Origin of the sequence: Acinetobacter sp. S40, from assembly GCF_016624705.1 — a bacterium.
Taxonomy (GTDB): domain Bacteria; phylum Pseudomonadota; class Gammaproteobacteria; order Pseudomonadales; family Moraxellaceae; genus Acinetobacter.
Map to the genome: position 1 here is coordinate 219,477 of NZ_JACVTU010000004.1, position 12,530 is coordinate 232,006.

Consider the following 12,530-nt stretch of genomic DNA (forward strand, 5'->3'; position numbering starts at 1 on the left):
ACTTAGTGAGCTGAGAATTGATTCATTGTATTTTTGCTTGCATCACCCGCTTTAAGCGCTTGTTCACCTGCAAAGATTTCTTTGTGATCATCACCGATGTCAGAACCAGCCATTGCTTGGTGTTTAACACATGCGATACCACCGCGGATTTCTTTACGTTGTACGCCAGCAACATAAGCCAACATACCTTCTTCACCGAAGTAACCTTTAGCAAGCTCATGAGTAGAAAGAGCAGCAGTGTGGTAAGTCGGAAGTGTGATCAAGTGATGGAACACACCAGCTTCACGTGCAGCATCAGCTTGGAAAGTACGAATCTTTTCATCAGCATCAGCAGCCAATTCAGAAGCATCGTATTCAGCGCTCATTAACTTCGCACGGTCATAACCAGAAACATCTTTACCTTCAGCAACCCAACGATCATATGCTTGTTGACGGAAGTTTAAGGTCCAGTTGAACGATGGAGAGTTGTTATAAACAAGTTTTGCATTTGGAACTTGTTTTTTGATGTCATTTACAAAGCCAGCAATACCTTGAACATCTGGAGTTGGAGTTTCGATCCAGATCATGTCCGCGCCATTTTGCAAGCTAGTTACACAGTCAAGTACAACGCGGTCATGCTGAGTACCTTCACGGAACTGATACAAGCCAGAAGCTAAACGCGTTGGGCGGTGTAATTTACCATCACGTTTGATCAGGATTTCGTCATCACTTGCTTCAGAGATATCAATTTCCTGAGTATCTAAGTAGCTGATATATTGAGAAGCCAAGTCACCTTTCTCTTTCGATACAGGGATCTTTTGAGTCAAGTCTGCGCCTTCAGAGTCAGTACGCGCAACGATAACACCATCATCAACACCAAGCTCAAGGAACGCATAACGTACAGCATTAATTTTCGCAAGGAAGTCTTCGTGTGGAACTGTTACTTTACCAGCTTGGTGACCACATTGTTTAGCGTCAGAAACCTGGTTTTCGATTTGGATTGCACATGCACCCGCTTCGATCATTTGCTTGGTTAACAAATATGTTGCTTCTTCGTTACCGAAACCAGCATCAATGTCAGCAATAATTGGCACAACATGAGTTTCAAAGTTATCGATTTGAGCTTCGATTTCTTTTACTTTTGCAGTATCGCCAGCACCTTCAGCTTTTTGCAATGCACGGAATAAGTCATTTAATTCTTTCGCATCAGCTTGACGTAAGAAAGTATAGATTTCTGCAATCAATTTTGGCACAGCAGTTTTTTCGTGCATAGATTGGTCAGGAAGTGGACCAAATTCAGAACGAAGTGCAGCAACCATCCAACCAGAAAGATAGATATAACGTTTGTTGGTTGTGCCGAAATATTTTTTATTCGCAATCATTTTTTGTTGAGCGATGAAACCATGCCAGCAACCCAAAGATTGAGTATAGTTGCTGTTGTCAGCATCATATTCAGCCATATCTTTACGCATGATAGCAGCTGTATATTTAGCGATGTCCAAACCAGTATGGAAACGGTTTTGAACGATCATACGAGCAGCGTCTTCAGGACGAATTGCATCCCAAGTGCCACCTAATTTGTTTTTTACGGCACGTACGTGCTCAAGAGCTGATTGATATGTCATGATATATTCCTTTTTAGGATTTCATCGAAAAGATGTCATGCTGAACTGTCATGTTTATTTGACTCGACTATAATTCAGCCACTCCATCAATATGATCACAGCTTAGTCTGAGCCAAAAAATTAATCCAATATCCTCCATTAATCTTCAGTATTTTTTAAAAAAATATATAGATTAAAGTCGTATTATAATTATATACCTAAAATTCAAACTATTGATTTTTATAAATTAAATTAAATTATAAAATTCATAAAATGATTCAATTTGGTCGTTTTAAGTGGTTTTTTGATCTATTCGACTTAAGTCACAATGTGAATTTACTCATCGTTTCATGATGTGAAATAGTAAAAACTTGCCAATGTTTAGCTTAACAACCCACGTTATAATGATGAATCAGATCATTTAGACTCACACGAACTCTACTTTTTTGAATTATTTTCTAAAGTTGATTCAGAATTTTCTATCAATATTTCAAGATGTCTAATCCATCATAATATTTAGATTTACGCCTTAGAACCGCTGTTTTTTTCAGCGTTTTTTCACACAAATCCATTCATCTATGGCATAATCGATCACAATTTCATGATTTTATTTTCGGTATTTTTTTTATGAATCTGGAGCGGGTAGATCTTAATCTATTAATTTATCTTGACGTGCTTCTTCGCGAAAAAAATGTCACTCGTGCCGCCGAACAGTTAGGCGTTACCCAACCCGCTATGAGTAATATTTTGCGTAGACTTCGCAATTTATTTAATGATCCCCTCTTGATCCGCTCATCAGAAGGCATGACTCCGACGGAACGTGCACTTGAATTACAGCCCCGTATTCGCGATGCACTTTCTGATCTGTCCATGATTTTGGAACCGCGTACCGAATTTCGACCTTATACCAGTAATCGAGTGTTTCGCATTATGACTTCAGATTATGCTGAAGCGACTCTGGTTCCTCGTTTGGTTAAAGCGTTACGTTCTGAAGCTCCCAATGTGGTATTAGATTTTCTTACTCCAAGTGATGTATCTTACCGTGATATGGAACAAGGTAAAGTCGATCTTGCCATTAACCGATTCAATGAAATACCACAAAGTTTCCATCAGGTTTTAGTTTGGCGTGATAGTTTTAGCTGCTTGTTAAATGATAAACACCCAGCGGGTCAGCATCTCAATCTCAAAAACTATTTAGATGCGCAACATATTTGGGTATCTAAAACTGGAATGGGCGTTGGTTTTGGCATTAATCCGGATAAACAAGCGGGATTAGGCTGGATTGATCAGGCGCTGGAACGTATTGGTCAAAAACGTAAAATCTCAGTATTTACGCGTCATTATCAAATGCCAGCGTTATTGGCTCAAAATGTAGATTTAATTGCAACCTTGCCTACTCGTATGGCTCGATTGCAAGCCAGTAATCCAAAATTATTAATCAAAGATCCGCCGTTTTATATTCCCGAGTTTGAATTAAAAATGGCATGGTGTCCGCTATTGCATCATCATCCAGCCCATCGTTGGTTACGACAACTGATTTTATTTGTCGCACGTCAAATGATAGAAGAAGAAAATCGCGAGTTTTTAACCAATAATTCGCAATTTTCGCATTATTAAAATAAATTTTTGTTAATTTCTTCTGTTTTCAAGCTTATACTGATCCTATACCGAGGTAGTTAAAACTACCTCCCTCTTTTTCATTGTATTAAAACTTTCTCATAATAACGAATGACTACAGGTGAACTGTGAGCCTTTTTCAAAACGTCGTTATCATTGTCATGCTGATTATCGCGGCGGGTTTTTTATCTTTGACGGAAATCGCCCTTGCTGGTGCGCGTAAAGTAAAATTAAAAATTCTTGCGGAATCAGGCGATGAACGTGCTCAACAAGTCCTTGATCTTCAGCACCAATCAGCTGATTTCTTTGCTGCATCGCAAATTGGTCTAAATGCTGTTGCTATTCTGGGCGGTATTTTGGGTGAAGCTGCTTTTCGTCCATTTTTTGTGAATTTAGTGGATCGTTTCTATGATGGTCCGTGGACGCAGACTATTGGATTTGTCCTTTCCTTTACCTTTGTAACTTCACTGTTCATTTTATTTGCCGATCTAATGCCTAAACGTCTGGCTATGATCGCACCTGAAAAAATTGCAGTTTCAGTCATTAATCCCATTCAGGTTTTTATCAAAATCTGTAAACCATTGGCATGGTTAATCAATGCTATTGCTAATTTATTATTTCGCCTATTCAAAGTGAATACTACACGCGATGACAATATTACTTTTGATGATATTTCAGCTGTAATGGAAGCGGGCGCACAAGCGGGCGTATTGCAAAAACAAGAACATCATTTTATTGAAAATGTGTTTGAGCTAGAAGAACGAACAGTTCCATCAAGTATGACGACACGAGAAAATATCGTGTATTTTACCCTGAATGAATCGGATCAAAGCATTCGTCAAAAGCTAGCAGAATATCCTTATTCCAAATTTTTGGTGTGTAATGAAAGTATTGATCAGGTTATTGGCTATGTAGATGCCAAAGATATATTGGTTCGGATTTTAAATAGTCAATCATTAATCCAGCTCAAAGAAAATACTATTCGTACGGTCTTGACCATTCCAGATACCCTGACACTTTCCGAAGTGCTGGATCGCTTTCGATCAACCAAAGAAAAATTTGCCGTGGTCATCAATGAATATGCCTTGGTCGTGGGTGTTATTACCTTAAGTGATATTATGATTACGGTAATGGGTGACTGGGTAACCCCAATTGAAGCAGATCAGCAAATTATTAAACGCGATAATAATTCATGGCTAATTGATGGGAGCACCCCAATTGAAGACCTGAAACATGCGCTTGAAATTGATGAAATGCCAGATGAAGAGAATTATGAAACTCTGGCAGGATTTATGATGTATCAATTACGCAAAATTCCACGCCCTGCAGATAGTGTAGAGTTTAGTGGTTTTAAATTTGAAGTGGTCGATGTTGATCATTATAAAATTGACCAATTATTAGTAACACGAATTTTGGAAAAACTGGAAGATCAAAGTTTACTTGAAGACTAATTCGTGAGAGAGACTATATTGAATCTCTCTCATTTTTTTCAATCAATGCCCAAGCAATGCATTAATTAACGCCTCATAATGCAATTGGATGTCTTCTGCCAAAATTTTGTAGGCACTATCAAATTGCACCATCGGCCAGCCCTCTTTCCAAAAAGGAAAAATATTGTGCAAATCTTTGGTCACAATTGCATCTTCACGTAAAATAGCCTGCGCAATTTGGGCTAAAACCTGCGCTGTTTCTGCACCATCAATTGCCATATAATCCAAACCTTTGGCTTTGAAAATACGGATACGATCTTTTTTATATCGAATTTTCTTTGCCTGTGCCGCATTTAACCCCAATGCTAAAGTTACCGCTTCTACAAACTTTTCTTCAAAATTATGATTTAAGGCCACAAGTGCTTGTTTATGTGCTTCTTGTCGACCCGCCTTTCCCCCATCACGAATAATTTCTTTCGCCTCAGCATCAAGCTCGTCTTTCTTCATTGACTGTAAAATATCTATAATTTCGATATCAGTTAAAGATTCATGAGAGTGCTCTGTCATGGGAGTCCTTGGGAAAAATGAAAGAACTATTGTCGCATAAAAGTGTTTTCAAAGCAGAATAAAAATAAATAATCTATTGCAGATTTTCATCACATTTAGATGGCTTGTTGCCATAAGGTATTTTTACCTCCATCGTATAAAATACGTAGGCCACTCACTATAGACCTTAGTATTATAAATATGTTTTGTAATTGCATTTTTTAGAATAAATAATAAATATAGATTTGCTCCACATTAAAGTGAAAGCGTGTTTTATCAATAATAATTTTTTGGGCTAAGGATCGCTTTTATGCTTACTTTTTTAGGTATTAGCATGATCATGTGTTTTATGTATTTGATCATGTCAAAACGTCTCAGTGCGTTGGTTGCACTCATTCTCATTCCTGTTATTTTTGCTCTGATCGGTTGGGGACTTGGGTTTCATATTGACAGTTTAAGCCATATTGAAGTGTCAATGTTAGGTGAAACTATGCTAGATGGTATTAAAAAGCTTGCACCAACTGGCGTGATGTTACTCTTTGCAATTATGTATTTTGCCTTAATGATCGATTCGGGCTTATTTGACCCATCAATTAAATGGATTTTAAAGATAGTGAAAGGAGATCCACTTAAAATTACATTAGGTACTGTTTTTTTAACCTTAACTGTTTCTTTGGATGGTGATGGTTCAACTACATATATGATTTGTGTCGCAGCGATGATGCCACTCTATAAACGTATTGGCATGAATCCACTGGTAATGACCTGTTTAATGTTATTAAGTAGTGGAGTTATGAATCTTACACCTTGGGGTGGACCAACTGCTCGTGCCGCGAGTGCATTACAAGTCGATGCCAGCTACGTATTTATCCCAATGATTCCATCTATGTTGATTGCCATTATTTGGCTATTCTTCCTTGCTTATCTCTATGGTAAACATGAACGTAAACGTCTGGGGGTGATTAGTATTGACGACATTAGCCATGCTGACAACATTACTATCTCTAAAGACCCTGAAGCGCAGCGTCCACATTTACGCTGGTTTAATGGTATTTTGACAATCGTGCTGATGGCATCCTTGGTAAAAGGAATTTTACCAATGCCTATTCTATTTATGCTCGGTTTCTGTATTGCACTTATCGTGAACTACCCAGATTTACAAATGCAGAAAAAACGAATTGCTATGCATGCCGATAGTGTACTTGCAGTCGTTGGTGTGATTTTTGCTGCAGGAGTTTTCACAGGAATTTTGACGGGAACAGGTATGGTAGAAGCCATGTCAAAACAATTTGTTTCGCTCATTCCTGAAAGTATGGGGCCATATATGGCACCTATTACGGGGGCGCTGAGTATGCCTTTGACATTTTTTATGTCCAATGATGCTTTCTATTTTGGCGTATTACCAATTTTAGCCGAAGCTGCTACTCATTATGGAATTGAACCCGTTGAAATTGCGCGAGCGTCTATTGTAGGTCAGCCGATTCACCTCCTCTCCCCATTAGTTCCATCAACTTATTTACTGTGTGGTCTAGCTGCAGTTGAGTTTGCTGACCATCAAAAATTTACTTTGAAATGGGCATTTATGACGTGTTGTGTACTTATGGGCAGTGCTTTAGTATTTGGCGTTTTTCCATTGATCAGTATCGTTTAAATGGTTCGATTAAAAAAACCTCCTAAATTTAGGAGGTTTTTTTTGTTTCAAGAGTCTAATTACAAACGAACTAACTCTACGACTTGGTCAACTACATCCTCAACAGTTTCAGCTGTTACGTTTGTATCTGTACCTTCGATAATCGTCGTAATTACCACTACACCCGTTTCACGGAGTAGGTTAATCTGTTCTAGATTCAAGTCTGCCTTGACAATCGCCACGACACCCTGCTGAATCAGCAAGCTTTCCAAGGCTTGAGCTTTCTCAAGCAAGGATACAGCTATACCAATCACTGCAGGTTTTTGACCCAAACGTGCTGCACGATCTTCCGCGGTTACAGGATTATTGCTGGCAGTCCATTCAACCGCAGCTTCAACCATACCGGCCCCAACCGTTACGTTACTCAAACGATCGATGAAGATAAATGAACCTGTATAACGAGAATCCTGATAACGATCAAATACTACTGGCGCATCAAATTCAACCGTCACATCAGCAATCGCATTCAATTCAAGTTCTTCGACTTGCGTGTGCTCAAGTGTGTTCACATTGACACGATAGTTAATTTCGGTCACTTTGGCAGGAACAGTTTGTGTACCAATCTTGACGTTATATAACTTACCTTTCACTAAAGCATGTTCATTCATCCAAACCACAGATGCACGTACAGAACGAGAAATCAGCGGCTGCTCACCTGAACGCACCAACACGTTGCCACGAGAGATATCAATTTCATCATTTAAGGTCAAGGTTACTGCCTGACCTGCAATCGCCTGTTCAAGATTACCATCAAAAGTTACGATCTCTTTAACAGTCGATTTTTTGCCCGATGGTAATGCCACGATTTCATCACCGACATTGATTTCACCGAGTGCAATTGTCCCTGCAAAGCCACGGAAATCAAGGTTTGGACGATTCACATATTGAACAGGGAAACGGAATTCATGTTTATTGGATTCACGTTTAATTTCCACCAATTCAAGAATGTTCATCAAGGTTTGACCCTTGTACCATGGCGTACTCGTCGATGGATTTACGACATTATCACCATTTAAAGCTGAAATCGGTACAAATAGGATATTTTCTGGACGACGATCTCCCAATTGGCTCACAAAAGCATCATATTCAACCTGAATTTCATTGAAACGTGCTTCAGAAAACTCAACTAAGTCCATTTTGTTGATCGCAACTACGATATTTTTAATACCGAGTAAGCTTGCAATAAATGAATGGCGACGTGTTTGAGTTTGTACACCATAACGGGCATCGATCAGGATGATCGCGAGGTCTGCTGTTGAAGCACCTGTCGCCATATTACGTGTGTATTGCTCATGCCCCGGAGTATCCGCAATAATGAACTTACGCTTTTCTGTAGAGAAATAGCGATAGGCGACATCAATGGTAATGCCCTGCTCACGTTCAGCTTGTAAACCATCTACAAGTAAAGCTAGATCAGGAGCGTCGCCAGTGGTTCCGACTTTTTTACTATCGCGCGTAACCGCCTGTAATTGATCTTCATAAATCAATTTTGAATCATAAAGTAAACGCCCAATAAGGGTACTTTTACCATCATCAACATTACCGCACGTCAAAAAGCGTAGTAAATCTTTTTGCTCATGTTGTTTTAAATAGGCCAGAATATCCTGACTAATAAGATCTGACTGATGAGACATGCTCTAACTCCACAAATTCTGAAATCTTTTTCCAAACATTCATTAAAGCTGCTTAGAAATAACCTTCCTGCTTTTTCTTTTCCATTGAGCCCGCTTCATCATGGTCAATCATACGACCTTGACGTTCTGAACTTGTGGCCAAAAGCATTTCCTGAATAATCTCAGGCAAGGTATCTGCCTCAGATTCCACGGCACCTGTTAATGGGTAACAGCCGAGAGTACGGAAACGTACTGATTTCATTTGTGGAACTTCGCCTTCTTTTAAACGCATACGTTCATCATCTACCATGATCAGCGTACCACTACGCTCAACCACAGGACGCACCGCAGAGAAATACAACGGTACGATTTGAATATTTTCCAAATAGATATATTGCCAGATATCCAGTTCAGTCCAGTTAGACAATGGGAATACACGAATGCTTTCACCTTTGTTTACTTTACCATTGTAAAGATTCCAAAGTTCTGGGCGCTGGTTTTTAGGATCCCAACGGTGCTTGCTATCACGGAACGAATAAACACGTTCTTTAGCACGTGATTTTTCTTCATCACGACGCGCACCACCAAAAGCTGCATCAAACTGGTACTTGTCCAAAGCCTGTTTTAAGCCTTGAGTTTTCATGATATCGGTATATTTCGAGCTACCATGATCAAATGGATTGATGCCCGCGTCACGACCTTCCTTGTTTTGATGCACGATCAAATCAAAGCCATGGGTTTTAGCCATGTTGTCACGAAAAGCAATCATGTCCTTAAATTTCCAGCCAGTATCCACATGTAACAATGGAAATGGAAGTTTTGCAGGATAAAAAGCTTTAAGTGCAAGATGCAACATAACCGCAGAGTCTTTACCAATCGAGTAAAGCATCACTGGGTTTTCAAATTCGGCTGCAACTTCACGAATAATATGGATACTTTCAGCTTCAAGCTGCTTGAGATGGGTTAATCTATCTTCAGTCATGTGCATCTCCTTTCCAGTCCGTTTTAATCATTAAGCCGCCAAGTAGTTTTTCGTCACAACTTGCGCCACCATATGGAGGAACGAGTGCCATAACAACTCCAAATTGAAAATTCGACATAGCTCACCAGATTGGCCTTATGCTAGATCTGGAAATAGATATTCATTATAGTGATTTAAACAGCGCCCACTTTGCATGTTTTTTCATATGTATATCTGATTTAATCATATACAAAACACGCAATGCAGTCTGAATTTGACCACTACGTTGATCGTAAAATAGCGTATTATGCCGTAGCCGCCTGTTTCTGCCTACCCGATTTTATTGATAAGCATATCAGTATGAGACATATTTCGATTTTTGGAACGTCCAGTGATGCTGGAAAATCCACCCTGACCTTTGTGATTGCTAAAATTTTACAAGATGCAGGTGTGCGGGTTGCTCCGTTCAAAGCACAAAATGTCTCCAATAATGCACGCGTCTGTGATGATGGCAGTGAAATTGCTATTGCCCAATCATTTCAAGCTGAAGTTCTGGGTATTCCGACCTCGTATCATCTCAATCCAATATTGTTGAAATCTGGTGCAAATGGCCGCGCATCAGTTATTGTCGAAGGTAAAGTGATTTCCCAGCAACATGTGCTGGAATATTATCGTGACTTGGATCAACTCAAACCTGCGGTACAACGCTGTTTTGAGTATCTGGCTGAACATTATGATTGCGTTGTAGCAGAAGGTGCAGGCAGCCCGGTTGAACTCAACTTAATCGACAAGGATTTATCCAACCTTTTCATTGCTGAAACCTACCGCACTAAAATTATCTTGGTGGCTGATATTGAAAAAGGTGGCGTATTTGCTTCGGTTTGGGGTACTTATAATCTGCTTCCTGCGCACTTACGTGACAGTGTCATTGGTGTGATCATCAATAAATTTCGTGGTGATTTGTCTTTATTTGATGAAGGCATACATATTATTCAGGAAAAATTTAAAATTCCAGTGCTGGGCGTTTTGCCGTATATGCCATTTAATCTTGGTTTTGAAGACAATGCCAGCCTGCAAAATTTTGTACAACAACCCAGTCAGAAAAAAATAACGATTGGTATCATTGCCTATCCTTATATGAGCAATTACAACGACTTTGAGCCTTTGATTGCTGATGATGAAGTCTTACTGGAATTTATCAATAGCCCTATTTCACTGGAGCGTTTTGATCTGGTGATACTACCTGGTTCAAAACTGGTGATTCAAGATTTAAACTGGTTAAAACAAAATGGCTTATTTGAACAGCTACAACAGCGTAAAAAAGCGATTTTTGCCATTTGCGGCGGTTATGAAATGCTCTTTCAAAACCTAAATGACCCAGAACAGGTCGAAACCCCCCAACCTACAACTGCCGAAGGGCTAGGTTTTATTGATGATGATATTGAATTTATCAAAGATAAAATTTTAGCAAAAAAAATCTATACTATTTTTGACATGCCAATTGAAGGTTTTGAGATGCATCATGGGGTAAGTAAAAAATATCCACTTTATTTTCAACATGAACATATTCAAGGAAGTTTTATTCATCAAATCTTTGATCACAATGCTTTTCGGTCAAAATACTTACGATCGATCTCTATAGATTATCAAGGTTTTGATTTTCAACGTTATAAAACTGAAAAAATTAAAGACTTTGTCGAGCAATGCCGTCAGCGTTTAAACATACATCTGATTTTGGATGCGATTCAGGTCTGATTAATCAAGTATTTATAAATTTGATTGTAAGACCGAACTAAAACGCAAAACTAAGACCTCTCCCCATATTTGATCTTTATAATCTAGATTGTTTTTTATACTAAGAATAAAGTGGGAAGTGACAAGATTTATACGTCCCCTTTTTCTAAGATAAGAATAAATAATAGACACCGCGAAAAAGCCATGCTGCATAATATTTACAATATATTAGATAAATTGGGCTATGGAACCCAAAAACGTGCAATCAAAATTCAATTTTCAAACAGCTTATTAAACCCACAAATCATGCTGCAACGTATTGTAGGGTCATCTTTCTATGGCAAGAAAAATTTAGTTGAATTTCCGAACAAAACTGATCAAAGTAATATAAAAATCATCGAAATAAACCTGTCAAAATTTTCATCTTTTACTCACGCATAGAGTAAAATTTTTAAATCATCTATTGACCGTCTTTGCTTTAATAAAACAAAAAAACGGTCAATAGTGGCCTATTCCAATAAATTGATCCGATTATTTTTTCAAACTCTTCTCTTTAGCGACATTGGTTGCAAACGCTTTGATGTCTTTTTCCTGAATCGTGGCTTTGCCATGACTTATTTTCAAAAATTGCTGATCAAAAATTTCATGATATCCTTTGCGAGCTTGGGCCAAATGCTCATCATAACGTTGGGTAAATTCACCAACATATTCATCTTCAGATAAGCTTAGATCTTTATTGGTATCAGTTAAGACGAATTGTTGATCACGATGCGTTAAATAGTCACCTAAAGTGACATAAGTTTTGTTGTTATTTGCATACATTTGAATAAATTCATTCACATTACCCGCCATCGGCATAGATAGTGGTGATTTCATTCTAAAACCATCATGCGTTCCTGTTGGTGTTGATTCAAGCTTGGCATCTTCGGCACTAATCAGACCATCCTGATTTTTATCGAATTGATCAAAAGTCTTAAGACCAATTTCCTGATATTCCTTTAAAGTAATTTTATCATCTTTATTGGTATTCAATACGCCAAAACGGACATGAGCTTGTTTTAATGACATCTCACGGCGTTGTTTTAATATGGGCTCTAATCTAGCTTGCTCAAACTGTACATATTGTAACTGATTCACTTGCTTTTGGGTTTTGAATAAGTCGGCATAGTCAGCTGTATAGTTTTTAACAAATGTCGCGTTATTTGGATTTTGCTCCTGTGAATGATAGAGAGAATAAAGACCGTAAGCCTGCATTTCGGTCTGATTCTCTAAAGGAGCAGCAATTACAACTGAACTCAATAACGTACTACAAGCCAAAAGTGTAAATTTGATGTTTTTCATAGCAATATCCTAAAA

Annotated in this window: 9 protein-coding genes and 1 pseudogene; 5 read left to right on the top strand and 5 right to left on the bottom strand. The window is 38.4% G+C overall.

The genetic code is table 11. From position 1 onward, the window contains the following. Positions 1-2: 2 nt before the first annotated feature. Positions 3-1,607: an isocitrate lyase gene (locus IAE19_RS08310; RefSeq protein WP_200460502.1), complete on the bottom strand. Its 1,605-nt coding sequence runs from the start codon at positions 1,605-1,607 to the stop codon at positions 3-5. A 603-nt stretch (positions 1,608-2,210) separates the two neighbouring features. On the opposite strand from IAE19_RS08310, the gene IAE19_RS08315 reads away from it, so the two are divergent. Both IAE19_RS08315 and IAE19_RS08320 read left to right on the top strand, forming a co-directional pair. Next, positions 2,211-3,200 (top strand): LysR family transcriptional regulator, encoded by a 990-nt coding sequence (locus tag IAE19_RS08315; RefSeq protein WP_200460471.1) that lies wholly within the window; start codon positions 2,211-2,213, stop codon positions 3,198-3,200. 128 nt (positions 3,201-3,328) lie between these two features. Beyond that, the gene (locus tag IAE19_RS08320) at positions 3,329-4,651 is read left to right on the top strand and encodes a hemolysin family protein (protein ID WP_200460472.1); all 1,323 of its coding nucleotides are present in this window, start codon (positions 3,329-3,331) and stop codon (positions 4,649-4,651) included. A gap of 42 nt (positions 4,652-4,693) precedes the next feature. Here the strand turns inward: IAE19_RS08320 and IAE19_RS08325 are convergent, their stop codons facing one another. Further along, positions 4,694-5,197, bottom strand: a complete 504-nt coding sequence (locus IAE19_RS08325; RefSeq protein ID WP_200460473.1) for a hypothetical protein — start codon at positions 5,195-5,197, stop codon at positions 4,694-4,696. Between the two features lie 289 nt (positions 5,198-5,486). Between IAE19_RS08325 and IAE19_RS08330 the strand changes: the two genes are divergently transcribed. Then, complete coding sequence (locus IAE19_RS08330; protein WP_200460474.1) at positions 5,487-6,827, top strand: CitMHS family transporter; 1,341 nt, start codon at positions 5,487-5,489, stop codon at positions 6,825-6,827. 59 nt (positions 6,828-6,886) lie between these two features. Here IAE19_RS08330 and cysN read toward each other — a convergent pair whose 3' ends face one another. After that, positions 6,887-8,500: a sulfate adenylyltransferase subunit CysN gene (gene cysN / locus IAE19_RS08335; protein ID WP_200460475.1), complete on the bottom strand. Its 1,614-nt coding sequence runs from the start codon at positions 8,498-8,500 to the stop codon at positions 6,887-6,889. 52 nt (positions 8,501-8,552) lie between these two features. Beyond that, the gene (cysD, locus tag IAE19_RS08340) at positions 8,553-9,461 is read right to left on the bottom strand and encodes a sulfate adenylyltransferase subunit CysD (protein WP_004990602.1); all 909 of its coding nucleotides are present in this window, start codon (positions 9,459-9,461) and stop codon (positions 8,553-8,555) included. A 339-nt stretch (positions 9,462-9,800) separates the two neighbouring features. Here cysD and IAE19_RS08345 point away from each other — a divergent pair, with 339 nt between their 5' ends. Beyond that, positions 9,801-11,195: a cobyric acid synthase gene (locus IAE19_RS08345; protein WP_200460476.1), complete on the top strand. Its 1,395-nt coding sequence runs from the start codon at positions 9,801-9,803 to the stop codon at positions 11,193-11,195. 183 nt (positions 11,196-11,378) lie between these two features. Beyond that, a pseudogene (locus IAE19_RS16805) lies at positions 11,379-11,501 on the top strand (hypothetical protein); the annotation flags it as partial. A 204-nt stretch (positions 11,502-11,705) separates the two neighbouring features. Here IAE19_RS16805 and IAE19_RS08350 read toward each other — a convergent pair. Further along, entirely contained in the window at positions 11,706-12,515 is an 810-nt protein-coding gene (locus tag IAE19_RS08350) for a hypothetical protein (protein WP_200460477.1), read from the bottom strand. Positions 12,516-12,530 lie beyond the last annotated feature (15 nt).